Consider the following 26,370-nt stretch of genomic DNA (forward strand, 5'->3'; position numbering starts at 1 on the left):
GTCCAACCACAGACCACATCTTCCCGGCAATGTCGGGCAGCAGGCGCTGTACGTGTTCTTGCTGCTTGCCACCACAGTTCATTTCGGACCGGGCCTGCGCTTCTACAGGAAGGGTTTGCCTGCCCTGTGATCCACATCCCTTTTTTCGCCGACGTAGCGGTTACCGTCCGGAGCGAGGCGATCGCAGTTGCTTGGGCAAAACGTTTCAAATTCGACTTCATGCTGATCTTTTGCGTTCAGGGAGCCAGGGCGCCTGGGTTGACTGATGAACACCGTCCGTTCGCGCATGCGGGGTCGAATTAACTCTTGGCGTAGAGGAGGCAGGCTCATCATCCAACAGTAGCCGGAGTTCCCCTGGGTCGAATGCCATCATTGGTGGGGAGGCGGGTTCATCATCCAACAGCTGCCGGAGTTCCCTTGGCTCGAATGCCATCATCGGTGGGGAGGCGGGTTCATCATCCAATAGCTGGCGCGGCTCCTCCTCATGCGGTATGAGCCCCCTGAGTCGGTTTTGCAGCGCCTGCCGATCGGCGATGAGGTTGTCGAGGTGCAGCGGCTCGTGATCCGGCCGCTTCCCATCCACCAATCGTTGAAGCAGTGCCCATGTGCCTTCCAGCACAAAGACGCCGCAATCATAATCATTCGGCTGTCGCGGCATGCGGGCTGGCGTCAAGGTGGCGTTCAGCAGTCTTGCGAGCTGTGTTGCAGGCACGTCGTTGTATCCCTCTCGCTGGAGGGAGTCGTAGTGATAGGCGAACCGCCTTTCCGGGTTGCGGCGATCAACGAGCAGCAGCGACCAATGGGTGCCGGGGCTATTGGGAGTGCCATTGTTCAATGGCAGGAACAGGAAGTCGGCTGGGGCGTCGTTTTGATTATAGATGGACTGCAATGTGCCTCGCGCGTTTTGCGGCTCCATGTGGCGCAGTAGATGGGATACCGACGGACTGACTAGCCGTGTCCGGGCGGCGAGCATCGGATTGATCCCCTGCAGCTGCTGCTCTACGAAATCGTAATCCCTCTGCACATGGGCGTCGCTCAGCCACTCGGTGGCGCCGAGCACCGACCCGTTGGTGACATTGGACGAGGCTGTCGGATCCAACGCCCCGATCTGGGCATCGGAGGAGGTGGTCGTGGACGTAGTCAGATCAACCACTGGAAGACCGCGGTAGGTGTCTGGCAGCTTGGCGGTGACTGGCCAGCCGGGTCCTGGAGCCCTTGCCGGTGCCGCTGGCGCAGCTTCACTCATGGGCCGAGGTCGAGTGTGATGGATGAGCTGAACGTCATCGGGGCCTCCTCGCCTCAATACGGCGGCGGACCCTGTCCCTTGCATCATCTGCTGCCACTCCGTCTCGACCATCTGCCCGCGCGGACGCACCGGTGCAGAATGAGCATCGTCGCGCAAGTCGACCGGTGTGGACGGCAAATCAACTAGAGAATCAAGATCGCCGTAGATGTCTGAAGGAGCTCTGGCAGAAGGCGCCGGCGCAAAGTGAGCATTGTAACCCAACTCAGCCGGATCTGGATCAACCAATGCTTCAAAGCCAGGATAGAGATCCTGAGCTCTGGCAGTTGATGGCGACGCCGGTTCTTGCATCCGCCGCCGCACCAACTCCTCGCTCAACCACGCCAAAGCTTCATCGTCCGAGGAGGCTGGCACAAGAGAAAGCTCCTGCGGCGAGCCGGGCTGTCGAGCGCCCTGGTAACGACCCGGTACTGGCCCGGTAAACAGCGGCGGAAAGGCAGGCGATGGAACCCAAGCGTTAAGCTCGAATGATGTGGGCGGGTTCTGATGAACTGTTGCCTCAAACCCGCCGTCCTGCCGGCTTGGCAGAACGTTGCTCCCGGCCAACTCGTCCGCGGCCGACTGGTGGTCGTTGCGCCAGTTCAAAGGATGAACGGCTTCTGCGGAATCCGGCGGCTGATGATGGCTCGCGCTTGGCCCGAGAAATGGCTGTGGGCCGGCCTTATCCAATCCCCCCAAAGCAGATCCTGATCGTAATCTTCCATGGGTGGCAAAGCGATGGCTTCATGCGGGGTACTGTGCTGCGCAGTGGCGCCTCCGATCCCGCTAGTTTCCGCATGCAGCCTTGGGATGTATTCGCCCTCTCTCTCCCGCATAACGGGCTGCCCTTCCAATGGCAATGCGCCCACCTGGTAGGTGGAGGGCTGCATCGGCATGCGGCCGCCTGAATTGCCGATCTCGCTCAGCTGCTGCTGAATGGCGACGGTTGACGGCGCATTCAGGGTCCTCTGCCGCTTCGCTGGCCTCAACAGCGCTGTGGAATGTTCATTGTTGATGATGACCCACTCGGTTGGCAGGAGGTTGCCCCTGCCAATCGCGCCAGGCGAGCGCCGAATCTGCTGTTCGCTGACCGCTAACAACGGCCGGGTGGCAGCCTGAACCGCAGACTGCCGAGAGCCGGCTGCTCCAAAAGCGCCCGCCCCTATGCTGTTGAGGTTATCCAGTCCAGCGGGCAACTTCCCTGGAGCAATGAAAAATGACGGGGCTGGTTGATTTTCCTGCTGTCCTTGAAGCTCCTCTGGCCAACTGCCAGCTTCCGGCCACGCGCTTTGCTGCGCAGCGGCGTCGCCGACCCGCCTCGGCTCCATGAGTGCCGCGTCGTCGAGATCGGGACCGGTGGGAACACGGCGCTCGAGCTCCATCGCTTTAGCGCCGGCCTCCGATTTTCGGAGATGAGCCAGTGCGAAACCGATGTTCCGATGACCACCGGTGTCCTCCTTGAAGCCCTTGACATCTCCATCCAATGCCTTGCCGGAAAGCCGACCAGCAATGCCCTTCTTGTTGTTTTGACGTAGGTAGTCACTGAAGCTCCTAAGATCAGTTGCATTGGTACTGCCGATATTTGTCGCTGCTTCCTTTCTGTACTCTTTGATGAGAGCCGCGTCCTCCGGATACGGAGTCAACTCAGCGCGGCCTGCGATCGGCACGATTCCCCCGTCGACTGCGAGGTCCGGAGATGACTTATTGCCGTAAGCAGCCTCGAGGGATCACCCTTTCCGATGAATTCGCGCGCATCATCGGTCAGCGACTGCTTGTCGAGCCGATCCTTCACGGGATCTTTGTTATTTGCGAAGAGCCAGTGGCCGAAGCCGAGAAGAGCACTTACATTGTTCTTGGCGGTCTGCTCGGCGGCCCCGCCTTTGACGAGGGCCTCCTCAAGGCTGAAAATAAAGTATTGATCCCTGAAATGAAGAGGGCGCTTGCTGACCCTTTTCAAAAACTGAGTTGACTGAGCCGGCTGTGGCGCCCAGGATGACGGGCCAGATTCGTCCATCAGCCGATCGTGGCTTTCCGCAGGAAGCTCCTTTGGCCAACTGCCAGCTTCCTGCCACGCGCTGTGCTGCGCAGCGGCGTCGCCGACCCGCCTCGGTTCCATCAGTGCCGCGTCGTCGCGATCAGGAACGGGGGAAACACGGCGCTCGAGCTCCTTAGCGCCGGCGTGCGATTGTCGAAGATGAGCCAGTGCGGCACCGATGTTCCGATGACCACCGGCGTCCTGCTTATAGCCCTTGACATCTCCATCCAACGCCTTGCCGGAAAGCCGACCAGCAATGCCCTTTTTGTTGCTTTGACGTAGGTAGTCACTGAAGCTCTTAAGAGCAGTTGCATTCGTACTGCCGGTGTTTGTCCCTGCTTCCTTTCTGAACTCTTTGATGAGGGCCACATCCTCGGGGTGAGGAGTCAACTCAGCGCGGCCGGCGATCGGCACGATTCCCCCCGTCGACTGCGAGGTCCGGAGATGACTTATTGCCGTAAGCAGCCTCGCGGGATCACGCTTTCCGATGAATTCGCGCGCATCATCGATCAGCGACTGCTTGTCGAGCCGATCCTTCACGGGATCTTTGTTATTTGCGAAGAGCCAGTGGCCATAGCGGAGAAGAGTACCTACATTATTCTTGGCGGTGGGCTCGGAGGCCCCGCCTTTGATGAGGGCCTCCTCAAGACTGAAAATAAAGTCTTGATCCCTGAGATGAAGAGGGCGCTTGCTGACCCTTTTCAAAAACTGAGTTGACTGAGCCGGCTGCGGCGCCGAGCCGGCCGGCATTGCTCCACCACCTCCACCTGTATTGGCGACCTCGCTCAGTTGCCGCTCAAAGGCCGCCGCACCTGCGGACGGAGCCGCGGGTGAGCTCTCTTGCGGGCTAGCCCTGTTCGATTGTCCACGCACCCGCTTGGTCGAGGTGAAGTCCATCGGTTCTCACTTTCAGCAATATAAGCCGTTTGACGCTGGGCTTGGATTTGACACAGGGAAGCTGTCGAGAACCTGACGACGACAACGTTCCCGTCAAGACGGATGGGGTTGCTAAGTTTTCGGCGACCAGAGGCATGGCATGGCCTCCGGTGTTTCGCCGGAGAGTTCAGATGTTCAACGGTCGCCATTTCGACCAGTCCGCCATCCTGCTTCGCGTTCGCTGGTATCTGGCCTACGGCTTGAGCCCTGGCAATTTGAAGGAAATGATGGCCCGAGCGTGGCATCAGGCCATCGATCATTCGACGATCTATCGCTGGGTCGTTCGCTTCTCGCCCTTGCTGCTGAAACGCTTCAATGGGCGCAAGCGTGCCGTGACCGGCAAATGGCATGCGGACCAATCGGGCGGCCCATTGTTTCCTACAACACCACCAACCCCCTCCGGGACCGTTCGCGGCGCAGACTGACGCCGATCCAGATCCGCAGTGCCAATACCTCAACAATCGATCGAGCAGGACCATCGGCGCATCAAGTGTCGTGTACGGCCCATGCTCGGTTTCAATCACGCGCCAGCGCGATCGGCACGCTGGACGGGATCGAGATGATCCACATGATGCAAAGACGACAGTCGAGGATCTGGCGATCCGCAAGCTGCATGAAGGCAAGACTGCAGGAGCGGTGCCCATGCTGGTGCCGTTCGCACCAGCCTGAAACCGCCGATTCTAGAGCATCCTCAGCAGCGCGCCGCCTATCGAATACCCCGCGCCAAACGCGCAGATCAGGCCGAACTCGCCGGGCTTCATGTCGGCGTGGTTCTCCGACAGCGCGATGATGGCGCCGGCGCCCGCCGTGTTGCCAAGCTTTTCCAGCACCATCGGCGCGCGGTCATGGTCGACCTCGTGGCCGAACGACAGCTTCAGGATCATGGCATTCATGCGGGCATTGGCCTGATGCAACCAGAAGCGCCTGACAGCCTGCGGCGTCAGCCCATGCTCGGCGAGGAACTCGACGATGAATTTGTGCCCGGCAACGGTGACTTCCTTGAACACCTTGTTGCCGACCTGCTTGATCAGATTACCTTCCAGATTGATCATGTCGGGATCATCCTGGGCGGTGCGGGTGTGGTAGCCCAGATTGGTGCGGATGTTGTTCGACATCTGCGTCCAGATGCGCGTGTCGAGCACCTCGAATCGTCCCGGCCGCTTCTCGCCCTGCGCCAGCCCTTCGACCACCATCGACACCGAGGCGTCGCCGAAGATGAAATGCGTCTGCCGGTCGCGGAAGTTGAGATGGCCGGTGATGATCTCGGGCGTCGTCACCAGGATGCGCTTGTGCGCGCCCGACCGCACCAAATTGACAGCAATGTGCAGTGCCGCAGCCGCCGAAGAGCAGCCAAGTCCCATGTCGAAGCCGGCGCCCTTTGTGCCCAGCGCCTCCTGCATTTCGATGGCGATCGCCGGATAGGGCCGCTGATGATGCGAGGCCGAGCAGATCACCAGATCGATGTCGGACGGCCTCAGCCCGGCATGGTCGAGAGCTTTCCTTGCCGAAGCGATGCCGAACTCTGCCTCGAGCGACAGCGCGTCGTCGGGCCGCGCCGGAATGCGCGGCGCCATGCGGGTCGGGTCGAGAATGCCCTCGCGCTCGATCACATGGCGGGTGCGCACGCCCGAGGCGTGGACGATGAAGTCGCTGTCCGATTTCGGCAGCTGCGGCTCGCCGGTGCCCTGGCGGCGCGCATTCTCCATGTCGACCCAGGCATTGAAGCTGGCGACCAGTTCTTCATTGGTGATCTTGGCTTCAGGGACTTCAACGCCGATGCCGCTGATGATGACGCGATGCATGTTTCAGTCCGTCGCACGCGCAGGCGCTGCGGCTCTCACGTGGGCGTCGAATTCGCGCGCCGGCCGCGTTCGCTCATCCTCGAATTTGACATAGAGGGCGCCGGACCGGTCAGCCATGTCAGCTCCCACAATCATTCGACGGTGACCGATTTTGCGAGATGGCGCGGCTAGTCGACATCTGTGCCCATGACGAGCGCCGTGTGGTAGGCAAGAAGCTGTATCGGCAGCGAGAAAATCATCGGCGCAACTATCTCGTCGACTGCCGGCAGCCCCCGCAGCCGCCAATTCGTCCTTCAACTCGGCGAAATTCTCGATAATGCCGTTATGGACGACGGCCACACCATCGCTAAAGTGCGGATGCGCGTTGCGTTCAGTCAGTGCCCCATGAGTTGCCCGGCGCGTGTGGGCGATGCCGATGTTGCCGCTCAGCGGCTCTTCCTTCAGTCTCGTCTCGAGATTGACGAGCTTGCCCTCGGCGCGCCGGCGGTGCAAGGCGCCCTCGGTGATCGTCGCACCGCCGGCTGAGTCATAGCCGCGATATTCCAGTCGCTTCAGCGCGTCGACCAACCGCTCCGACACTGGCTGTTGCCTAACGATGCCAACAATCCCGCACATGCTCGTCTCCGATTTCTCCCGGCAGCCTGGGTCGACCGGAAGGACACCCGCCCGGCCGTTTCTATTCAGAGCCTCCTAGGGGAATTCGGTACGACTGGTAAAATCGATTATTGGGATAACTGTCATCCACCCAGTGGATGGGGCTAGGACGCGTTTGGGCGACGTCCTCGATCATCCGGCGGCGAGACAGCTAATCTCGGCGATACGGGCCTCCTGAACGATCCGGGACGCGAGCGCCTCACGCAGATTGCGCAGATTGGCCCTCAATGTCTAATGATCGAAGACGCGCCCCAGCAACGCCAGATCGGAGGGATTGAAGACGCCGGATTGCGCGAGCATTTCGACGAAATCGGCATGAGACCCCCCTTCGCTGCAGGCTTCGTCGAGCACAATCGATAGTTGGGCGCTATTGCAACAGGCTGGACACTACGGCAGCAAACGTCCCGCGACCAAAAACAAGTGCTCAAGAGAAAAACCCGCTGCGCTTCGCGGCGCGACGGGTCGATCGGGCGTTGATGAAGCATCACTGCTGCGTCGTCATGTAAAGCTGGGCCCACCCCTTTGCCGACCGATGTTCGAGGAGATACCCTCGCGCTGAACCACGCCAGAAACCTCCTTGCCGATGTGCCGCTGGAGCACGGGCCGCCATGGGCACCAGCGTGAGCTCGCGCGACCTCTCGATCGCGGCATATTTGCCGCAGGCGAGCTCAACCGATCGGCGCAGCATACCCTCTATTCGATCTCATGCCCGGGCTTCGGCATACGAGAGCCCAAGTTCCTGCGAAAGCTGACCGACAACACGGTTCAGCTCACGCTGACGCAGGATCGAAATCATGTTGGCGCGATATACTATCCGGTCCTGCTCTTCACTCGCGAGACCCTGCACGAGCAGCTACTGCCGCCTGCGTGCCTGCGCCGCCCGCGTCCGCGATCGTACGGTCAACCTGCCTTGGCCCCACTTAAACACCGCCTGTAAGAATATGTTATTATATCAGCACGTTAGGCGCGCGCCGGCGCGTGTTACCACTACATTTTGGGGATGATCTCAGGCGAGTTGTTCGTCGAGGTTGTGTGGCAGAGCGATGCCAGATGCCTTGAAGACGTTGCCCACTTGGCCCGTAACGTGGGTTCTGGTGGTGATGATGCGACCATCCTTTTCTATGGTGGCTTCCTGGAGGCGGTCGAGATCGCGTAGGAGCGGCTGCCATTCGGGCGTCAGGCCTTTGGCCCGGCAGAGGCGGCGCAGTTCCTTGCTGAGCACGAGCGCCAGGAACGAGCAAAACACATGCCCGCGGATGGCGGCATCGGATTGGTGGAAGATCGGCCGGGTATTGAAGGTTGCCTTGGCGGCGCGGAACAGGCTCTCGACCTCGAGCAAATCGCGATACCGCAGCACGGCCTGGAGCGGGGTCACCTTCGCGTTGGTCCGCACCACGGTGAGGCCGTCGTACCGGGCTTCCTCGGCAAGCTTGCCGACATCGATCTTGAAGTTCTTGCCGCTGGCCTTGAGGTAACGCCGGTAGGCCGAGTTGCCGACCAGTGCCTTGTCGCCCTTCTTGAGCTGTGCCTCGAGGCCGGCGATGATCGCCTGGCGGTCGGCCTTGTCCTTCTCGGCCTCGGCGTCATTGCGGCTGACAATGTAGCGGTCTTTACCGACCTTGACCTCTTTGACCCACAACTGAGTTTCACCGCGCTGGCGCTCGAGAACGAGCGGAACCATCGGTGCCGCGTCATTGAGCACGACGTTGTGGATCACGCTGCTCGAGCGTTCGCGGGCCCCCAGAATGTATTCCATGCCCAGCTTTTCGAGCGCGGCGATGGTATCGGCGCTGATCATGCCGCGATCGGCGACAACGCAGGCGCGTGTGACGCCGAAGCGCGTTCGCAGCCGATCGACCACCGGCAACAGGACGGTCACGTCAGCGGTGTTGCCGGGCACCATCTCGGTGCAGATCGGCCGGCCCTCGGCATCAACGACCAGCGCCAGGATCATTTGCGCCAGATCGGGGCGGAAGTCCTTGGAATGCCCGCGCTTGCCCAGCGTCTCGCCGCCCGCGCCATGGAAGGACAACGAGGTTGTGTCCATGAACACAAGGCTGAGGTCGGTGAACAGGTCCTGCCGGCGCGCGAAGAGCTTTTCCTCGATCACGTCTTTCACGCAGCGCGCCACCAGCGCGCCTTGCGCCTTTTCGCCGAGTTCCTCGCCCAGCCACGCCATGGCCCGGTAAAAGTGATGGAGCGCCAGACCCTCGGCGCCCTCGATACCATAATCGGCCATCCAGTTCGCGCAGTCGCGGTCCGAGCCGGACACGAACAGCCGATGCAACGTGCCAATGAACACCGCCCGTTCCACCGCAAAGCCGAACTGGCGCCCCTCCAGCACCTCTTCCAGCACATCGCCGATCCCGAGCCGCTGCCACAGCCGCCCGAACAACAGCGGACCGCCAATGCGGCGAGAGGCAATCCGCCCCGCGTCAATGTCGGACAGGATGAGGCTGCGTTCGCCATGGCGCGCAATCGAGGCCGCCAATCTGTCAAGTTCGCCGCTGGCAACCAGCGCATCCTTGCGGCCCAGCGCCTTTATCGTGCGCTGGCGAACGGTTTTGCCGTCGCGGACACTTTCCACGAGGTAGAGATAGCGGTGGCCGCGCGCGACTCTCTCAACGACAAACATGCCAGCGTTGTTAGCGAATAAATGCCGTCAAATCCATACAGAACCACGATAACAGCACAAATGTTGTTACCACACATTTTCGCGCCGGAAATTCAAGGCAAGTGAATTCAATAGCTTAACTGACAGCGTTCGCCATCCGTTCACCTCCAACTGTTCAAGTCGGGCTTGGCTCGGTGTTGCTCGCAGTGACACGAAAGCGGCTCCGCTGGACAACCGAAGGGTCGTTATGGCCAGGGATCAAAGCCCGAGGGGCCGAGACCGCCGTGAGCAGAGCGAATGAAGCGGGCCGGGTTCACGAGAGCCCGCGCGCGTCATGAGGCGCGCGGGCGCCCGCCAACGTCAATAGGACGGGTTTGCGATAGTGGGGCTTGGGGGCTTGATCCTGTACTCGAAATCTTCGCCCAGCATGCGCAATATTTCATGTGGATCGAAAACCGATCGTTTCGGCGAGGATCGAGGATCCGTCCACATCGACGCGCCGACTATCTCTCTTGGATGGCCGCGAAGGACGCTTCTGGTCAACTCTTGAAGATTACAACAGCGGTGGACGGTCTGGCGAAAGTCCCATTTTCGAGAAGAACACGTTCCATACCTCAACCTCGCCCAGTTGATCAGGAACATGGTTCTCCTGATGGATACTGCAGCGCTCCGGGACTGGCCCTGTGAACTTCGACCTATCATATGCATTCCCGATGGCGCGGAAATAGGCCACATGGAACCTTGAGTGTCCCAATTTTTTCTCAAGTAGAGTGACCATCTCCTGCAGATCGTCTACGCCAAACGTCTTTCCCATCTGCTGATCCCCCGGAGCATCCGTCGCCGAGACATAACGCACAAACAACGTTTTTCGTGTCCGAGCGATGTCGAGCATCTTATTGTATTTGTAAATCAGCTTCTCTCGGCAGGACCGTAACGCTTCCGGCGTGAATATCACTGCGTTGGACGTGGTCCGATCGAATTCATGGTGGTAAACTACCCCGTAATTCTCGCAAAAAGCTGACGTCCCATTGAAGCAGGCTGATACACGAAGCCCAAATCGCGCTCCATCATCTGCCAATATTTCTTCGATGGAGGCTATAGGTGTCACAATCCAATCAAAACAGCTGCTCGGGCGCCGTTTGAAATAGCGTCTGATTTGCGTCGCAGGAGTGCAGTCAGATCCAAGGCTAAAAATAGCTTCGTAAGGCATTGCCCGGTCCTTAGGTGGTACCAGATAGGAGTGAAAGAGCGATGCTTTCCAGCATTTCGAAAAATAGGGCAAATCGATTGTATTGATACGGACCATCAGCGCTGCGGATATGGAACCGCGCAGCATCAAACTGTCCAAGCCGGTCATCATCGCGCGGCTTAGGATCTTTGTCCGCGATAAGCTGTTACCGGTGGGTTCGTTCCTCGCCCAATGGAGGCAGCGGTAAGCGAACGCACTCTCTATCGGCCGCGGCTCGCTGGCCGTGCGGGCGAAACGAAATCGTCGAAAATGGAGGTCGTTCAATTTCGGAAGCAGATGCTGCAGTCGTGGGGCAGCGTGTCTGGCGACACCCTGGTGGCAACCGTGTCCTTGATCGCCTGCTTGAACATCGACAGTGATCACCATCGGCCGTGACAGCGACCGGCTGGCGAGGCACTGGCCATCGGGCGGCTGCCGCCGTATTCAGCCACCGGAGGGCAGCAAGATGGTACTTCAGACGCCGCGTAGGCACGATGGCGTCGACGCATAGCCGCAACGGGCGGAGCACGGAGGCGCCGGAAACGGCGATCTGCAAACTCTGGCAATCCTGTCGCAGCAGCACGTGCTGCATCCCTGCTCGGGTCAGCAGGACGTCGTTGGCGCATGCGTCGCCTCCATGCGGGATGTGTTTCCGCCATCGAAGGGCAAAGCCGTCATTGATGCAGCCTATAGACCTTTACAGCTTGCTAGAGCACGTCCTGTTTAATTTGGGTCATATCCGGCGGCCTGGAAGTAGTTGGCGCATTCGGCTGGCGTGAACTGATCAAGGAGTGAGCCGACCGCATCCCACAGAGCGGTGATGGTTCTCTCGGCCTTGGCGCGTAGGAGCGCCTTGAGTTTTGAGAAGGCATTCTCGATGGGATTAAAGTCGGGGCTATAGATGGGGTATTCGGCTTAGCGCCCTCTCTTCAAGGCTTCGTGTGGAGAGGCGCTGCGCTTCGAGTTGATGATAGACGTGGTCTGTTCAGGAACAGCCACAAGCATCAGGAAAGGAAGCGCGGCATGGACCATTATGCGGGGTTAGACGTTTCGGTGAAAGAGACGTCAGTATGCATCATCGACGAAACAGGCAAGGTTTGCCGTGAAGTGAAGGTCCCGAGCCACCCGGATGACCTTATCCGGGCTCTGCAGGACCCAACCTGGCAACTGGCGCGCGTAGGGCTTGAGGCTGGGCCATTGTCGCAATGGCTGTTCAGCGGACTGGCGGCAGCCGGCTTGCCGGCGATCTGTATTGAGACACGGCACACGAAGGCGTTTCTAAAGGCGCAGGTCAATAAGAGCGATCGCAATGATGCCCGCGGCATTGCACAGATGATGCGGGTCAATCTGTTCCGGCCGGTGCACGTCAAGACGCTGACCAGCCAGAAACGCCGTGTCCTTTTGAGCGCCCGTAAGTTGCTGCAGGAGAAGGCAGTTGCCTTCGAGAACGACATCCGCGGTTTGTTGCGCAACTTTGGGCTCAAGGTCGGCACCGTCGGTGCAGTCAATTTTGAAGAGCGAATTCGCGAACTCGTCGAGGACGAGCCTGAGATCGGCGACATCATCGAGCCGTTGCTGGCCGCCCGGCGGAAACTGCGCGAAGAGTTCGCGAAACTCCATCGGAAGCTGCTGTCGATCGTCCGAGGTGACGAGGTTTGCAGGCGCTTGATGACGATCCCCGGCGTCGGACCTGTCGTCTCTCTGGCCTTCAGTTCCACAATCGATGTTCCGGCCCGCTTCAGCAGCTCGAAGGCCGTTGGTCCAGCGTTGGGTCTGACGCCGGTACTCAATCAGTCCGGCGAAAGTCGTCGCGTCGGCCGCGTCTCACTATGCGGCGACGGCATGATGCGCACGCTCCTCTATGAAGCCGCCCAATGCCTGCTGACGCGTGTGACGAAATGGTCTTGGTTGAAAGCCTGGGCGATGAATGTCGCCAAACGACGGGGTCGTCAGAAGGCCGTCGTCGCGTTGGCGCGGCGACTGGCAGTGATCATGCATCGCATGTGGAGCAACGGGACCGAATTCCGCTGGACGAGGGAAAGTATGCCGGCAGTTGCTTGACGGGTCTTCGGGAAGGAGAATAACATTCCGCCAGCCGGCGGAAAGACGTCCTTCGCGGGACGATGGATGAGATGAGTTCGTTGCCGCCCTGGTTCCGACCGCATATTGCGATCAGGACGCGCTGTAGATTGTTCCGTCTTGTCCTTCTAATCCCATATTGGGAGGGCCGAGACGCGCGCCGATCCCGGAGAGAAGCAAGAGCCCGCGAGAGACATCACAAGCCGGCAGAGTAGAATACTCGAAAGTGCTTGACCTCAACACGCCGAATAGAGAAGGGCGGCAGGAACATGAGCCTTGCGCCGGCGGTCTCGATCGCGTCCCGAATGCCGGCCGCCTTGTGGGCGGGCAGGTTGTCCATCACGACGATGTCGCCCTCCGACAGGGTCGGGACCAGCACCTGCTCGACATAGGCCAGGAACACGTTGCCGTTCATGGCGCCGTCGTAGACGAATGGGGCGGTCATGCCCGTCAGCCGCAGTGCGCCGGTGAAAGTGGTGGTTTTCCAATGGCCGTGCGGCACGCCTGCCCGGCAGCGCTCACCGCATGGCGCACGGCCCCGCAGCCGGGCCATCTTGGTCGATAATCCAGTTTCATCGATGAACACCAGCTTTGCCGGATCGAGATCGAGTTGGCCGTCGAACCACGCGCGACGACGCTTCAGGATGTCGGGACGATCCTGCTCCAGTGCATGTGCGGACTTTTTTGAACGTCCAGCCGTGCTGGCCAAGCCAGGCGCTTAAGGCACTGCGACTGATCCGAGCCGATCGTTCGACCGCCAGCCGTTCCACCATCTCATTAAGCGTGATGTCCTTGCGTTCATCGATCAGCCCAACGAGGAAGGCTTCATGCGTATCGAGGCTGGACCCGCGTCGGCGGCCTTGTCGCCTCGGCCCCAGTTCGCCGATCTTTGCCCGAGCGATCCAACGGATCGCACTCGATATACCAACCCCGAACCGCGCCGCAGCCCGCCGGGCCGACATGCCGGCGTCCGAGGCCTGCAGAACCCGAGACCGAAGATCTTCGCTCAATGCTCTTCCCATCATCCACCTCATGAAAGTGGATGTTGAATCACACCGCCAACGCCCTCGTCACATCACAATCGATTCATCGATCCCCGGATGTGCTCTAGCGAACGACACGGTCAAGATTCGCCTGACCGGAGCCTGCGTCGTGGAGACAGCATCAATGCTGACAAGGCCTTCCGGCGTCATCCGCTGGCCTTTGACCTCGATGGGTGCGCGGCGTGGCGGCACCCAGCCGATCTGGCTGAAATCCGGGATCAAGAGGCGGCTCCGATTGATTGGTCGATGCGGACCGGAAACAGGGGCTCGCAGACGGCAACGCCTTCGGTGAAGGCGGGCCGTCGTTCCGCTGCCAGCGTCTCGACCGGACGTTCGCTTTTCAGCGGATAGAGCGTGGTGCCGATGATGGCTCGCTCGCCTGCCTGATAGGCTGCGTTGCGCCGCGCTGCCGCGGTATGAACGCGTGCCTGGATATGCCCGCCCTGGAGGCTGGACAAGACGCCGCCCTCGGCCTCGATCGTCTGCAATTCCGTCCAGGCTGTCTCGCACAGTTCCGCGGTCAGCGCTTCGACCGCGCCGGATCCGTAGGCAGGATCGGCGACATGATCGATATGGCTTTCATTGGCCATGATCAGTTGCGCGTTGCGGGCAACGCGGCGGGCAAAACCCGCCGGTAAGCCATGCGCGATCGTGTGCGGCAGGATTGAGATCGAATCGGCGCCGCCTGATGCTGCCGCAAAGCAGGCAATCGTGGTGCGCAGGATGTTGGTTTCGGGGTCCAATGCCGTCATCATGCGAAACGACGTCTCGGCGTGGATATTGGCGGTGGAATTGGGGATCGAACAGGCTTCCTGCAGCCGTGCCCAGAGCCTGCGCAGTGCCCGAACCTTGGCCACCGACAGGAATTGGTCCTGGTCGACGCTGAGCGCAAAGCCGATATGCGGTGCGGCATAGACAAGCGGCTGCCGCGCCGTCTCGAACATTCTGAGATAGGAGACCGCTGAAGCCAGCATGATGCCAAGCTCTTGCGCTTCCGTGGCGCCGGCATTGTGGAACACACGCCCGTCCGCCTCCAGCAGCACGCCTGGAACACCCATCGAGAAGAAATGCGCCAGCGATTGCGGCATCGAGGCCTGCAGCGCCTCGATTGACATGCGCAGCCGGCCGGTTCCGGCAAAGATCGCCGCCGGATCGATGCCGAAGGAGAGGTTCAGCTTTGCCGGGTCTGAACGGCGCTTGCTCAGGAACGCCACCAGCCAGTCGGCCACGGCGCGGCTCCAGGGATGCGCATCGATGCGGATCTGGATGCGATTGAGCGGTACGCCGTCCAGCACCGTCTCCAGCGCCTGCGCCGTTCTCGGCAGGCCGTAGCCGAATGCGTTCGGCGCCCCTTCGAAGACAAGCGACAATCCCGTCGCGCCTTGCGCTACGTCCTCCAGAGCCTGGGCTCTGGCGCGGTCGATATCCGGATCGTCGACGCGCTGGCTGACGATCCAGGGCGATTTCGGGTTTGCGCGCACGAGCGGTTCCGCCGCGATGCTGCGGTCGTAGAGCGGTTCGATGCGGATGTTGTCGTCGGTATGCGAGACCAGCGTTTCCTCGAAGGATGCGCCGGCCAACGCCTTTTCCGCCAAGGCCAGCCATCGCTGGCGCTCGGCATTCTTGGGTTCAACATCCCTGGTCAAGGCTCCAGCTCCCATCCTTCTTCCTCGTTTTTATGCGTCCGCATCAGCCTCGAACACAGTCTACGGTTCCCGGTCCGATATCGTAATGCAATGCACTTGTTGGATCTGAATTCGGCCTATCGGATTTATGTCAGCCTGTGGCACAAACCATGGCCGATTGCCACATACCGGAAAAATTGACGATGTCGGCAGCAACCCACGAGCTCCATCCATCTGGTCGGGAAGCGCATAGTTCAGGGCGATGCTGCGTGATCAGGTGGGTGGTCTCCGGCTGTTGCGTTGTTTTTGAGTTTGCAACCGACATCGAACTGTTGTGTGCGACCCCGGCTCAACAATCCCTGCGGGTGGGGGCGAGGCGTCCGCCTTCCTCTCATGGCTAAATCAAAGACAGCCGATGGCGCCACTCGCGGCCAGTGCCGACCCTTCGAACAGGGCAACGACTGCCTTGTCATCAGATGGATCCACCATTGTCGGCAGGAGGTGGTTGCGCAATGTCGCGCTCGATCAGCCAGAGTTCCAAGGCCTCTACCATCTCTTCGGCCGATTTGCCGAGGGTCTTCAGATGGATTTCCGGTTTTTCCGGTACTTCATAAGGTGAATCGACACCGGTGAAATTCTTGATCTCGCCATTCAGCGCGCGGGCATAGAGGCCCTTCGGATCGCGCCTGGCGCATTCCTCGAAGGGCGTATCGACAAACACCTCGATGAATTCACCGTCCGCCAGCAATTCGCGCGCCATGCGCCGCTCGGCGCTGAACGGCGAGATGAACGAAACGATGACGATCAGCCCGGCATCGGCCATCAAACGCGCCACTTCGGCGACGCGACGGATGTTTTCTACGCGATCGGCGTCGGTGAAACCAAGATCGCGGTTGAGACCGTGACGGACATTGTCGCCATCCAGGATGTAGGTGTGGCGACCGGTGGCAAACAGCTTCTTTTCGAACAGGTTGGCGATGGTCGACTTGCCGGAGCCCGACAGCCCGGTGAACCAGAACACGGCGGGCCGCTGGTTCTTCATGTCGGCACGGACGTGCTTGCCGACATCGAGCGACTGCCAATGGATGTTTTCGGCGCGGCGCAGCGAGTGCAGGATCATGCCGGCGCCGACCGTGGCATTGGAGATGCGGTCAATCAGGATGAAGGCGCCAGTGGTGCGGTTCTCGCCGAAAGGATCGAAGGCGATCGGCGTTCGGGTCGAGATGTTGCAGATGCCGACTTCGTTCATCTCGAGCGACTTGGCCGCCTCATGGGCAAAGTCGTTGACGTTGATCCGGTATTTCAGGTCGGTGACGGTGGCGCTGGTCTGGTCGGTCTCGGTGCGCAGAATGTAGGACCGGCCGGGCAGCAAAGCGTGCTCGTCGAACCAGACGATGTTGGCGGCAAACTGGTCGGCGACCTGCGGCCGGGCAGCCGGCGAAACCAGCATGTTGCCGCGTGAGATCTCGACCTCGTCGTCAAGGACGAGTGTGACAGCCTGGCCGGCTGCCGCCTGGGCCAGGTCGCCGCCATAGGAGACGATGCGCTTGACGCGCGAGGATTTGCCGGACTTGGCGACGACGACCTCGTCACCGGGTGCAACCGAGCCGGAGGCGACCGTGCCAGCAAAGCCGCGAAAGTCGAGATTGGGGCGGTTGACATATTGGACCGGGAACCGGAACGGCAGCTCGACCACCGCTTCGTCGACCGATACGGTTTCGAGATGCTCGATCAGCGTCGGGCCGGAATACCATTCCATGCTTTCCGAGCGGCTGGTGACGTTGTCGCCGTAACGGGCGGACATCGGGATCGGCACGATGGTCTGGAAGCCGAGATCACGCGAGAATTGCCGGTAGGACTCGGTGATGCGTTCGAAGACCGCCTGGTCGAACCCGACAAGATCGATCTTGTTGACGGCCAGCACGATGTGCCGGATGCCGAGTAGCGAAGCGATGATCGAATGGCGCCTGGTCTGGCGCAGCACCCCTTGCCGGGCATCGATCAGCACGATGGCCAGGTCGGCGGTCGACGCGCCTGTCGCCATGTTGCGAGTGTACTGTTCGTGGCCGGGCGTGTCGGCAACGATAAACTTGCGCTTCGGCGTGGCAAAGAAGCGATAGGCGACGTCGATGGTGATGCCTTGCTCGCGCTCGGCCTCGAGGCCATCGACCAGAAGCGCGAAATCGATGTCGTCGCCGGTCGTGCCGTGCTTGCGCGAATCGCGTTCGAGCGCGGCGAGTTGGTCCTCGAAAATCTGCTTGGTGTCGGAAAGCAGGCGCCCGATCAGCGTCGACTTGCCATCATCGACGGAGCCGCAGGTGAGGAAGCGCAGCAGCGACTTCTTCTCCTGCGCCGCCAGATAGTCGCGGACGCCGTCGGTGGGTGCGAGGCTCTTTGCCATGATGTGGCGCATGGTCAGAAATACCCCTCGCGCTTCTTCTTTTCCATCGAGCCGGCTTCATCGCGGTCGATCAGGCGACCCTGCCGTTCGGAGGTACGCGCCGTCAGCATTTCGCCGACGATGGCTTCCAGCGTGTCGGCATCCGATTCGATGGCGCCGGTCAGCGGATAGCAGCCGAGCGTGCGGAACCGCACAAGGCGGTCCTCCACAGTCTCGCCGGGGCGCAGTTTCATGCGCTCGTCATCCCGCAGGATCAGCATGCCGTCGCGCTCGACGACGGGCCGTTGCTTGGCGAAATAGAGCGGCACGATCGGGATGTTTTCCTGCAGAATGTACTGCCAGATGTCGAGCTCGGTCCAATTCGACAGCGGAAAGACGCGGATCGATTCGCCCGATGCGATGCGGGTATTGAATATCTTCCACATCTCGGGCCGTTGGTTCTTCGGGTCCCAGACATGCTGCGCGTTGCGGAAGGAGAATATGCGCTCCTTGGCGCGCGATTTCTCCTCGTCGCGACGGGCGCCGCCAAAGGCAGCGTCGAAACCGTATTTGTCGAGCGCCTGGCGCAGCGCCACGGTCTTCATCACATGGGTGTGGGTGTTCGAACCATGATCGAACGGATTGATGTTGTCGCGCACGCCATCTTCGTTGACATGAACGAGGAGATCGAAGCCGCGTTTCTGCGCCATCTGATCGCGAAAGGCGATCATCTCGCGGAACTTCCAGGTGGTGTCGACGTGAAGGAAGGGGAATGGCGGCTTGGCGGGATAAAACGCCTTCATCGCCAGATGCATCAGCACGGACGAATCCTTGCCGACGGAGTAGAGCATGACCGGTTTGGCGAACGAGGCCGCAACCTCGCGGAAGATGTGGATGGACTCGGCCTCCAGACGTTGCAGGTGCGTCAAAGGGACATTCATGTCGGCACTTTCTAATCCAGCCTTTGACGGCGCTTAAAGCGCCGCCCCGGGCAGAACTGCCAGTCATCCCCGAAGCGGGCCCTTGCAAGCGCGAATGTGCGCCGGACGTTCGACGCTTGCTGAAACCATATGATCACAGCTTTCGTCATCGCGACGATCTGAGACATCCGAGAGATTGCCCCAATGGTGTGCTGTTCAATCAGCCGGCAATATCATGCGCCGGCCAAACGGAATGAACGACCATGCCCGTTCGTGGAGATAGTACAGCACGATTTTTGTAATAACTTCAGCACTGGCGATCGATCCCGCGGAAACGACGTTTCCAGTTATGAGCCAGCTCAGCGCGAACGTATCGACACTGCCTGTGATGCGCCAACTGACAGCCTTGGCTATGGATCTGCCGTGGGTCTCGGGAACAGGAATGAACATGCGCAATCGCTCCAGGAGGACGTCAAAACCGACCTGATTTGGTCAGCTTGGTTTGATGGTGGGAACGTTCTTGATCCTGCCTGTCGATCAGGTCGGGAGGAAGTACGTTGGCGGTCATGCCCTTCTTGGCAAGTCTGCAACAAGAACGCCCTTAGTTGATGCCAATCGCGGCCAAGTGGCAGCCCCGTCGTGGAGCAAGCCCGCTACTGGCTGCGAAGGCCAGTCACACGGCAGCGACGTCAAAGAACCTCGCATAAGGTCCGTTTGCGAAGTGAAGCCGCAACTCTTCGAAGTTCTCTACCGTTTCGTCGAGCGGTCGCGCTTCCTGGCGCTGAAGGATGGCGCGACCGGAAAGCTGAAGCCCCGGAACCCCCAAGAAATCCCAAACCGCTCCCAAACATGTGGCGGGTTCTTGAAGAAGGCTCTCATATTCGATTACCAGCACGTTGGACGGCGCGAAGGCGTGCGCAACTCGAGCGTAGAAAGCGTCGGCGGTTTTGAAGTACGCCTCGCAGTTGGCGATTGGCAATCTGACCCGTGGTGGCGGAGCCGCATCCTTGTCCGAACTGAACTTCAGCCATTGGCCGCTTTGCCGTGCCTGCACCAGCGACCTTAGCGATTCCAGTATGTTTCTCCGGACCACGAGGATGATCTTGAGTCCTGGCCAACGGGCCAGTTCCGCAAAAAAGCCCGGATGATCGTGAAACTGAGGTTCGTTGACCTTGCAGCCAACATGCGTCACCGTCTTGTCGCTCCAAGTGGGACAGCGCACGTAAGCAAGCTCTAGGAGCTCGCGATCGCCGAGCAGCAAGCGATCCTTATCGGGCCAGTTGGTGTCGTACTCGTTGAGTAACTCACCGTTACTCAATATGTTCGGATGCTCGTTTAGCAATACTTCCAGGTAGTGTGTCCCGGTCCTTGGCATAGCAAGGATGGCAAAAGGCTCAGGTGTCGGTGAAATGTGGGTCATAGTGTGTGTTCCAGCTGATGATAGTTTCGACGGTTCAGGGGCGCCCAGGACAAGAATACTGGATGTGATCTCTTGAGACGGACGGATGCAATCCGCGCTCATGCAGCCGGATCGCGCCATGAGGTTTGTGGTATCGCAGGCCGGCGTGCACGGCTGCGTCCGGTCGCGTGTGCGCCTCAGCTTGTGTGTTCTGCTGTCCCAGCTGGGCCAAGCACGCTCGCGGCTGTAGCCGTTCGCGATGCTGACTCTCGTTCTCCTTCTTGTGTTTCGAAAGTAGCATCAACGCAGCAGGCGCCGGCGAAGCAGCACCATCGAGAGGAAGAAAGGCACTACCGCGTATATGCAAAGCGCACCAATGTGCAGGGCGATGTCCCCAGCCGGGCGATCAAGCATGCCCGGACGAATTAGGTCGATCGAATGCGCCAGCGGTAAGATGCCCGCTATGTGCTGAAAGGTGCTTGGCAGTTGAGTGACCGGGAAGACAGCGCCGGACAGGAACAACATGGGTGTGAGGAAGAGCGTCTGGTAGAATATGAAGTAGTGGTAACTGGGCGCAAGCGCGATTACGATCATCGCCAGGCTCGCAAAGGCCAATCCAGTGAGAGCGATGACTGGTAGCACATAGAGGACGGACGACCATGCTGAGTAGCCCGCTATGACGGCCACCATCGCAATTGCCGTACCGGCCAGAAAGGCCCTTGTGGTTGCCCACACCAACTCACCGAGAACGATGTCGCCGAGGGTAAGTTGTGTGTGCAGGATCGCTTCCCAGGTCCGCTGTTCGTTCATGCGAGGGAAAGTCGCATAAATTGTTTCGAAGGTGGACGCGGTCATCGCACTTGTCGCAACCATGCCGGCTGCCAAAAAAGCAGGGTACGACGCGTCTTCAACGCGACCTACCATCATTCCGAGACCAGTGCCGAGTCCGAACAGGTAGATCATAGGATCGGCGAGGTTACCGAGTATCGACGCGAGCGCGACCTTCGTCCATGCCAGATAGTTGCGGCGCCATACCGCAATCCAGTTCCAAGCGTTGGCGGGTAGAGCCGCTGAAAAACCTTTACCCATCGTTCACTTCTCCATCTCGCGTCCGGTCAGCCGCAAGAAAACGTCCTCCAGACTGGGTGGACGCTCCAGAAGGCGCAGACCCGCGCGCCCGCGCAGTTGTACGCGAACCTGCTCCGGATCGGCCGTATAGCAAAAGAGCGTCTCGCCGCTCACCTCGACGCGCTGCACGTATGGCCTGATCAGCGAAACCAACTCCTGGGGATTCCCGCCGAAGATCTCGATCACCTGGCACCCGATGTGTTCCTCAATCAGGGCATGAGGGCTGCCTTCGGCGAGTTTGCGTCCATGCTCCAGAACGCACAGCCGATCGCATAAACGCTCGGCCTCTTCCATAAAATGGGTAGTCAAAATGATCGTCTTACCGCGCCCCAGCAAGAAACGCAGACGCTCCCAAATCAGGTGTCGCGCGTGCGGGTCGAGGCCGGTCGTCGGTTCATCCATCACGAGTAGCTGGGGGTCGTTGATCAGCGCACGTGCCAGTGTCAAACGCCGTTTCATGCCGCCGGATAGTTCGCCGACACGTGCATCCGCCTTGCTCTCAAGACGGGCGAACTCGAGGAGCGACGGGATGACCTCTTTGATCTTGCGTGTGCTCATGCCGAAGTAGCGCCCGAACACCAACAGGTTCTCTCGTACGGTGAATTCCTGGTCAAGGTTGTCGAACTGCGGAACCACGCCGATGCTCTTGCGTGCCAAGCGACTCCGCGCACCCACTGGCTCTCCAAGAACCGTGATCTTGCCCGCATCAGGCACTGTCATGCCGAGGAGCATACGCGCAATCGTGCTCTTGCCCGCACCGTTCGGCCCCAGCAAGCCGAAGCACTCTCCCGACGCAACGGTGAACGACAGCCCGTTCACAACAAGCTTGTCGCCGAAGGACTTCTTCACGCCAGCAAGGTCGATTGCTACTTTGGACATGTGTCTATCTCAGTCTTAAGAGGCCGATCAGCCGGCCGGTAGCTAATTTGCGAATATTTCTTGGCAGAACCGGCCATCGCATTGTGACGGCCCCTTTGGATAGTCACAGCCGAAGCAAGCGTGTGTCGCTCTCACCGGACGGATTAGCGTCGAGATGCAATCGATCGCCGTTGCTGACAATTGATGGATGTTGCCCAGGCTCACGACGTGTCCATCCAGCCAACGCACTCGATCACTCAGCGCTGCAAACGCTGTCCGCGTTCACCAACTTTGAAGAATCGCGCGGAAGATCCGTTCTTCGAATTGCCTCAGCACTTCCCGAACTGCCTGTACCAACTCCGGCAATCGGGTTTGCGACGATGATCTGCTTTTTGTCGGCGTTGGGCAGGGTGGCAGTCTTGCGTGAAAGCCAATCACTATTGCTCAAGGTGCACAAAGCATAGGCTTTCAAGGGGAGTAACAGAAAGATGTTGATAAAAGTGTGCAGAGAAAAGCCGATAAATCGAACTTGCCGAGCTCGACATGCTGTCACGGTGCACCGAATGATGGTCATTGCTGCAATAACCAGGATTGCCGTCCAAGGCAGCGTGGCTGTCAGTGCAAACTGCGCAATCCCGGCTATTACCGACAGGGCAAGAAGTAGCGGGCCAAGATTCTGTCCGACGACGTCCAATGTAAGATAGCGATCGAGGCCGGGCAACAGGCGCAGCGCAAGCAGCGTGTCCCGGAAAGTGCTCCGTGCCCAGCGCAGTTGTTGGCGCAGATAAGGTCCTAACCTATCGGGAACCACCGTTACAGCAATAGCGTCCGGAACGTACTCGGTTCGAAAGCCTGCCTCCAGCATGAGGATCGTAAGATGGCGATCCTCACCGAAGTCGCTTGGCTTGCCCCGAAACATCTGCGTCTCGTACTGGTCTAGCAGCGAAAGCAGCGAAGATCGGCGGTACATAGCACAGGGGCCGCAACAGCACATGACGGCCCCGAAGCGGGCTTGCGCCGCCCTCTCCTCGTTGCAGGCCAGCCAGTACTCCATATCGATCAATTGGGTCAGCCAAGTGTCGCTCCGGTTGCTTGCCGTCAACTGGCCCATGGCAGCGCCGATTGCTGGATCCTGCATCTTCCGTGCAAGCTTCCTGATGACGTCGGACGCAAGTGTCGTGTCCGAGTCGACGTTGAGCACCAAATCTCCAGATGAGCGACGTATCGCGGCGATCTGCGCTTTGCGCTTGCCGACATTCTCTGGGAGCAGAATGAAGTCGAATCGCGGGTCGCCGGCGTAATTGTCGTGAACGGGAATGACGGCGTCGCGATTTCCAGAACCGTCATCAACCACGTAGACACGTAGCTTTCCGGCGTATTCCTGGTTTGCAATGGAATCTAGGCACGCCGAGAGCGTAAGCGGGCCTTCGTTGTAGCAGGGGATGATGACATCCACGCTCGGCCAGAGGTCGGAGCCGACCAGGTTTTCCGACGCCGGTGCAACGGTTGGCGGCAGGGAATAGACCGCCTGCATGCCCTTATAAACAGTCGAGAGCAGTGCATAGCACGCGACGGCGACAGTACTGGTCGTGGTAAGCAGGTCCATGGGATCTCGTATGTTCAGTGATGTTGAGGGAGCGGGCGGATTACAAAACCGCGGTGATGCAGCGCTGGAATCAGGCGGGATAGCGCGGTGACAGTCTGGTCACGCAGACTGGCGCAAGTGGCCGATTTCAACTCCTCGGGCCACCCGTCGTGCAAGAGCACAATTGCGCCCGGCCCAACACCGGTGAGCACCTCATCGACAATCGCGTCGACGCCAGGGCGAGCCCAGTCTCGCGGGTCAACTGACCAATGGACGCATGCCAATCCAGCGCGCGCCGACGTAGTGAGCACGTCCTCGGTCCAGACCCCATACGGCGCGCGCATGCGCCGCACCGTGGCCTGGGGACACGCCATCCTGATGGCGTTGCTTGCCTCGACTATTTCACGTTCGACTTCGCCGGGTCCGCATCTGGACAGGTCCGGATGAGTCATCGTGTGATTGGCTACCTCGTGCCCTTCTGCAATCATTCGTCGGATGAGTTCCGGCTGGTCTGCTGCGTGGGCACCGATAACGAAGAACGTCGCCGGCACCCGATGTTGCGCCAACAAATCGAGGATCTGCGGTGTGCAAACTGGATTGGGCCCATCGTCAAACGTCAAATAGACGCTGCGATCTTGAGTGCCGTCAGCGCAGTCACTGGGCACTTCGCACATGTAGTCCACATTTTTCATAGGTTCGGAACGCTCCGATCGATTAGGGTGCCGGGCGGCCACTCGCCCATCGAGCATCGAATTGGCGCAACATGGTTCGGCATCGCCTGCCGAACCGTGCCGGATGGAATGGAGAGATGGTCGCGTCGTGTCGACGCGATGGACCTTGCACGGGTCACCGAAGAACCAAGCCGCAATCGACATGCGACTTGATTGATGTTGGGCGTATGCCGGAAGGCGTACACCAGAAAATGCTCCTCCGAGCTAACGCAAACATCGACAACGTTCCTTTAGGACTTCCTTGAATTCTCCCTATGCGACGTTCTGCAAAATCGGTAAAATCGTTTGTTTCGATCAGATGCATCCACCCTTTGGATAGCTGATGACATGCGTTTTCAAACGGCTCGATGTAAATCTCCTCGTGGTGTACGACGCGCGCTCGCCGGGCGCGGCCTCACTGCCGCGGCAAGCCGAAGCATCGGATGACACGAGCCCTTTCGAACAATCTTCGGGACTAGCCCGCCAGCTTGCGGCGCGCTTTGGCGTCGCATTGTGTGGTCCAGCGCTATCGAGCTACGGGTAGCGCTCGGCCTGGGGTGGCCATCGCCACAGCGTTCTGGAGCATCGGGCCTTCATCATCATCGAGCGGATCGAGCAGACCTCGAATCTGACGCTGCATCGGCAGAAGCTGGCCGCACGCGGTATCTTAGTGTCCCGTAATGCGGTTTGGCAGTTTCTCAGGCGCGAGGGGTTGAGATGGGCCAGCTCATCCACACAACCACATCCACCGAATGCGCAAACTACCTCGCAAACCCTCGTGGGCATGCTTCTATCAAAATGCTCTAAGCCAACCGGCCATGTCGTCGTGCGGCTGCACGATTCTTTCCACGATGAAATATTGCCATGAACAGCCGCGAACGTATTCTAATACCGCGTGCGGAAGCACTCGCCCTTAAGTTCGTTAGAGTGGCGACCTCTCGCGTGATGCCTACCCGCACGGTGGCCATCTCCCGCGTAATCTCGGCCGCCACTACCTGTGGCTCTTGGCCATCGGGGCGGCCGACGGCCAAGGGTGATCACGCTGCTCTGCTGGGCTATCTGCTCAATCACGCATATTGCTGCCCCTTCGGTGATGCTGGATGAATCCCAGATCTTCGTGGCAGATAGCTGGTTGCGCAGGTCGCGGACCGTGACGCAAGGGCGTTTTGGAACAGGTAAGCTCCGGTCAACCCGTGCTCAGATCATAGCCATGCCGCCATTCACATGGATGGTCTGGCCGGTGACGTAGGCGGCTTCGTTGGAGGCGAGATAGGCAACGGCGGACGCGACTTCAACGCTGGTGCCCATACGGCGCGTCGGGATCGCCGCCATGATCGCCTCTTTCTGCTTGTCGTTGAGCTTCTCGGTCATTGCCGATTCGATGAAGCCCGGGGCGACGCAGTTGACGGTGATGTTGCGGGTGGCGATCTCCTGCGCCAGCGATTTGGAAAAGCCGATCATGCCGGCCTTGGAGGCGCAGTAGTTGGTCTGGCCGGGATTGCCGGTGACGCCGACCACCGAGGTGATGTTGATGATGCGGCCGTGGCGGCGGCGCATCATCGGATGGGTGAGTTCACGGGTCAGCCTGAAGACAGCGGTCAGATTGACCTCGAGCACGGTGTCCCAGTCGGCGTCCGACATGCGCACGAACAGCCCGTCCTTGGTGATGCCGGCATTGTTGACCAGTATGTCGACACCTTCGAGATCGGCCTCCGCCTTCTGGCCGAGCGCCTTGACCTCGTCGCGGTTCGACAAATTGGCCGGGAACAGCTTGACCCGGTCGCCAAGCTCGGCGGCCAGCGTCTCCAGTTTCTCGACACGCGTGCCGTGCAGGCCGACGATGGCGCCCTGCGCATGCAGCATCCTGGCGATCGCCTCGCCGATGCCCCCGGATGCGCCGGTGACGAGTGCCTTGCGGCCAGTCAGTTCCAACATTTATTATGCTCTTTTCAAATGCTGCAGCATCGCCGCGCCAGAAGTCTCGGTTCGTGGCAGCTTCCTCGCCGCGAACTCGCGCAGCGCAGAGGTCTCGGCCACGATAATTCCAGGCGCCGGATGACCGACGTGATCACCTCAATCTGCTGCTTCACTG

At 59.9% G+C, this 26,370-nt stretch carries 18 protein-coding genes and 6 pseudogenes; 3 read left to right on the forward strand and 21 right to left on the reverse strand.

Annotation, left to right across the window (positions count from 1 at the left end; all coding sequences use genetic code 11):
* Positions 1-217: 217 nt before the first annotated feature.
* From AC56QX_RS38810 to AC56QX_RS38820, 3 genes are read right to left on the reverse strand one after another with little or no spacing between them, the layout of a single operon-like run.
* The gene (locus AC56QX_RS38810) at positions 218-1,888 is read right to left on the reverse strand and encodes a Ulp1 family isopeptidase (RefSeq protein WP_497118568.1); all 1,671 of its coding nucleotides are present in this window, start codon (positions 1,886-1,888) and stop codon (positions 218-220) included.
* Positions 1,885-2,949, reverse strand: a complete 1,065-nt coding sequence (locus AC56QX_RS38815; RefSeq protein WP_497118569.1) for a hypothetical protein — start codon at positions 2,947-2,949, stop codon at positions 1,885-1,887. Before AC56QX_RS38815 ends, AC56QX_RS38810 begins: the two co-directional genes overlap by 4 nt.
* The gene (locus AC56QX_RS38820; RefSeq protein ID WP_497118570.1) at positions 2,922-4,067 is read right to left on the reverse strand and encodes a hypothetical protein; all 1,146 of its coding nucleotides are present in this window, start codon (positions 4,065-4,067) and stop codon (positions 2,922-2,924) included. The genes AC56QX_RS38815 and AC56QX_RS38820 overlap by 28 nt, the downstream gene beginning before the upstream one ends.
* A gap of 317 nt (positions 4,068-4,384) precedes the next feature.
* Here AC56QX_RS38820 and AC56QX_RS38825 point away from each other — a divergent pair.
* Positions 4,385-4,845 (forward strand): annotated as a pseudogene (locus tag AC56QX_RS38825) (DDE-type integrase/transposase/recombinase); the annotation flags it as partial.
* A gap of 88 nt (positions 4,846-4,933) precedes the next feature.
* Here the strand turns inward: AC56QX_RS38825 and AC56QX_RS38830 are convergent.
* From AC56QX_RS38830 to AC56QX_RS38855, 6 genes and pseudogenes are all read right to left on the reverse strand, one after another.
* A complete protein-coding gene (locus AC56QX_RS38830; protein WP_497118571.1) occupies positions 4,934-6,055 on the reverse strand; it encodes a beta-ketoacyl-ACP synthase III in 1,122 nt (373 codons plus the stop codon).
* A 267-nt stretch (positions 6,056-6,322) separates the two neighbouring features.
* Positions 6,323-6,670, reverse strand: a pseudogene (locus AC56QX_RS38835) (glutamine--fructose-6-phosphate transaminase (isomerizing)); the annotation flags it as partial.
* 537 nt (positions 6,671-7,207) lie between these two features.
* Positions 7,208-7,592: pseudogene (locus AC56QX_RS38840) on the reverse strand (DUF3363 domain-containing protein); the annotation flags it as partial.
* Between the two features lie 123 nt (positions 7,593-7,715).
* Positions 7,716-9,344, reverse strand: coding sequence for an IS1634 family transposase (locus tag AC56QX_RS38845; RefSeq protein WP_497112866.1), 1,629 nt, complete (start codon positions 9,342-9,344; stop codon positions 7,716-7,718).
* A gap of 532 nt (positions 9,345-9,876) precedes the next feature.
* Positions 9,877-10,659 carry a DUF1796 family putative cysteine peptidase gene (locus tag AC56QX_RS38850; RefSeq protein ID WP_475461190.1) on the reverse strand — a complete coding sequence of 261 codons (783 nt, stop codon included), beginning with the start codon at positions 10,657-10,659 and terminating at the stop codon, positions 9,877-9,879.
* A 615-nt stretch (positions 10,660-11,274) separates the two neighbouring features.
* A pseudogene (locus tag AC56QX_RS38855) lies at positions 11,275-11,457 on the reverse strand (IS630 family transposase); the annotation flags it as partial.
* Between the two features lie 117 nt (positions 11,458-11,574).
* Between AC56QX_RS38855 and AC56QX_RS38860 the strand changes: the two are divergent.
* Entirely contained in the window at positions 11,575-12,612 is a 1,038-nt protein-coding gene (locus tag AC56QX_RS38860) for an IS110 family RNA-guided transposase (RefSeq protein WP_497118572.1), read from the forward strand.
* 268 nt (positions 12,613-12,880) lie between these two features.
* On the opposite strand, the pseudogene AC56QX_RS38865 reads toward AC56QX_RS38860, so the two are convergent.
* The 11 genes and pseudogenes from AC56QX_RS38865 to nodB all read right to left on the reverse strand — a co-directional run.
* Positions 12,881-13,652: pseudogene (locus AC56QX_RS38865) on the reverse strand (IS630 family transposase); the annotation flags it as partial.
* A 48-nt stretch (positions 13,653-13,700) separates the two neighbouring features.
* On the reverse strand, positions 13,701-13,895 hold the full coding sequence (locus tag AC56QX_RS38870; protein WP_497118573.1) for a hypothetical protein: 195 nt from the start codon (positions 13,893-13,895) through the stop codon (positions 13,701-13,703).
* Positions 13,892-15,334 (reverse strand): methylmalonyl-CoA mutase subunit beta, encoded by a 1,443-nt coding sequence (locus AC56QX_RS38875; RefSeq protein ID WP_497118574.1) that lies wholly within the window; start codon positions 15,332-15,334, stop codon positions 13,892-13,894. The genes AC56QX_RS38870 and AC56QX_RS38875 overlap by 4 nt, the downstream gene beginning before the upstream one ends.
* Before the next feature lie 436 nt (positions 15,335-15,770).
* Entirely contained in the window at positions 15,771-17,711 is a 1,941-nt protein-coding gene (cysN, locus tag AC56QX_RS38880) for a sulfate adenylyltransferase subunit CysN (RefSeq protein WP_497118575.1), read from the reverse strand.
* Positions 17,712-17,713: 2 nt separating this feature from the next.
* Positions 17,714-18,619: a sulfate adenylyltransferase subunit CysD gene (gene cysD, locus AC56QX_RS38885; RefSeq protein ID WP_497118576.1), complete on the reverse strand. Its 906-nt coding sequence runs from the start codon at positions 18,617-18,619 to the stop codon at positions 17,714-17,716.
* A 195-nt stretch (positions 18,620-18,814) separates the two neighbouring features.
* Positions 18,815-19,048: a DUF2061 domain-containing protein gene (locus AC56QX_RS38890; protein WP_183455225.1), complete on the reverse strand. Its 234-nt coding sequence runs from the start codon at positions 19,046-19,048 to the stop codon at positions 18,815-18,817.
* A 223-nt stretch (positions 19,049-19,271) separates the two neighbouring features.
* Complete coding sequence (locus AC56QX_RS38895) at positions 19,272-20,018, reverse strand: sulfotransferase (RefSeq protein ID WP_497118577.1); 747 nt, start codon at positions 20,016-20,018, stop codon at positions 19,272-19,274.
* Between the two features lie 279 nt (positions 20,019-20,297).
* Positions 20,298-21,086 carry an ABC transporter permease gene (locus AC56QX_RS38900; RefSeq protein ID WP_497118578.1) on the reverse strand — a complete coding sequence of 263 codons (789 nt, stop codon included), beginning with the start codon at positions 21,084-21,086 and terminating at the stop codon, positions 20,298-20,300.
* A gap of 3 nt (positions 21,087-21,089) precedes the next feature.
* Positions 21,090-22,004 carry a nodulation factor ABC transporter ATP-binding protein NodI gene (gene nodI / locus AC56QX_RS38905; RefSeq protein WP_183455228.1) on the reverse strand — a complete coding sequence of 305 codons (915 nt, stop codon included), beginning with the start codon at positions 22,002-22,004 and terminating at the stop codon, positions 21,090-21,092.
* A 232-nt stretch (positions 22,005-22,236) separates the two neighbouring features.
* Positions 22,237-23,589: a chitooligosaccharide synthase NodC gene (gene nodC, locus AC56QX_RS38910; RefSeq protein ID WP_497118579.1), complete on the reverse strand. Its 1,353-nt coding sequence runs from the start codon at positions 23,587-23,589 to the stop codon at positions 22,237-22,239.
* A gap of 14 nt (positions 23,590-23,603) precedes the next feature.
* Positions 23,604-24,260 (reverse strand): chitooligosaccharide deacetylase NodB, encoded by a 657-nt coding sequence (gene nodB / locus AC56QX_RS38915; protein ID WP_497118580.1) that lies wholly within the window; start codon positions 24,258-24,260, stop codon positions 23,604-23,606.
* A gap of 539 nt (positions 24,261-24,799) precedes the next feature.
* Here nodB and AC56QX_RS38920 point away from each other — a divergent pair.
* Positions 24,800-24,993 (forward strand): annotated as a pseudogene (locus AC56QX_RS38920) (IS630 family transposase); the annotation flags it as partial.
* A 482-nt stretch (positions 24,994-25,475) separates the two neighbouring features.
* Here AC56QX_RS38920 and fabG read toward each other — a convergent pair.
* Positions 25,476-26,213, reverse strand: a complete 738-nt coding sequence (fabG, locus tag AC56QX_RS38925) for a 3-oxoacyl-[acyl-carrier-protein] reductase (RefSeq protein WP_497118581.1) — start codon at positions 26,211-26,213, stop codon at positions 25,476-25,478.
* Positions 26,214-26,370: the final 157 nt, after the last annotated feature.

The sequence above is a fragment of the Mesorhizobium sp. RCAM 06353 genome, assembly GCF_059683585.1.

What these genes read in the sequence shown, in the direction of transcription:
- cysN (WP_497118575.1), bottom strand. Translation starts at nt 17,711, where the DNA reads ATGCGCCACATCATGGCAAAGAGCCTCGCACCCACCGACGGCGTCCGC.
- fabG (WP_497118581.1), bottom strand. Translation starts at nt 26,213, where the DNA reads ATGTTGGAACTGACTGGCCGCAAGGCACTCGTCACCGGCGCATCCGGG.
- AC56QX_RS38860 (WP_497118572.1), top strand. Translation starts at nt 11,575, where the DNA reads ATGGACCATTATGCGGGGTTAGACGTTTCGGTGAAAGAGACGTCAGTA.
- nodC (WP_497118579.1), bottom strand. Translation starts at nt 23,589, where the DNA reads ATGGACCTGCTTACCACGACCAGTACTGTCGCCGTCGCGTGCTATGCA.
- AC56QX_RS38895 (WP_497118577.1), bottom strand. Translation starts at nt 20,018, where the DNA reads ATGACCCACATTTCACCGACACCTGAGCCTTTTGCCATCCTTGCTATG.
- AC56QX_RS38875 (WP_497118574.1), bottom strand. Translation starts at nt 15,334, where the DNA reads ATGGGAGCTGGAGCCTTGACCAGGGATGTTGAACCCAAGAATGCCGAG.
- AC56QX_RS38900 (WP_497118578.1), bottom strand. Translation starts at nt 21,086, where the DNA reads ATGGGTAAAGGTTTTTCAGCGGCTCTACCCGCCAACGCTTGGAACTGG.
- AC56QX_RS38890 (WP_183455225.1), bottom strand. Translation starts at nt 19,048, where the DNA reads ATGTTCATTCCTGTTCCCGAGACCCACGGCAGATCCATAGCCAAGGCT.
- AC56QX_RS38830 (WP_497118571.1), bottom strand. Translation starts at nt 6,055, where the DNA reads ATGCATCGCGTCATCATCAGCGGCATCGGCGTTGAAGTCCCTGAAGCC.
- AC56QX_RS38850 (WP_475461190.1), bottom strand. Translation starts at nt 10,659, where the DNA reads ATGCTGCGCGGTTCCATATCCGCAGCGCTGATGGTCCGTATCAATACA.
- AC56QX_RS38845 (WP_497112866.1), bottom strand. Translation starts at nt 9,344, where the DNA reads ATGTTTGTCGTTGAGAGAGTCGCGCGCGGCCACCGCTATCTCTACCTC.
- cysD (WP_497118576.1), bottom strand. Translation starts at nt 18,619, where the DNA reads ATGAATGTCCCTTTGACGCACCTGCAACGTCTGGAGGCCGAGTCCATC.
- nodB (WP_497118580.1), bottom strand. Translation starts at nt 24,260, where the DNA reads ATGAAAAATGTGGACTACATGTGCGAAGTGCCCAGTGACTGCGCTGAC.
- AC56QX_RS38820 (WP_497118570.1), bottom strand. Translation starts at nt 4,067, where the DNA reads ATGCCGGCCGGCTCGGCGCCGCAGCCGGCTCAGTCAACTCAGTTTTTG.
- nodI (WP_183455228.1), bottom strand. Translation starts at nt 22,004, where the DNA reads ATGTCCAAAGTAGCAATCGACCTTGCTGGCGTGAAGAAGTCCTTCGGC.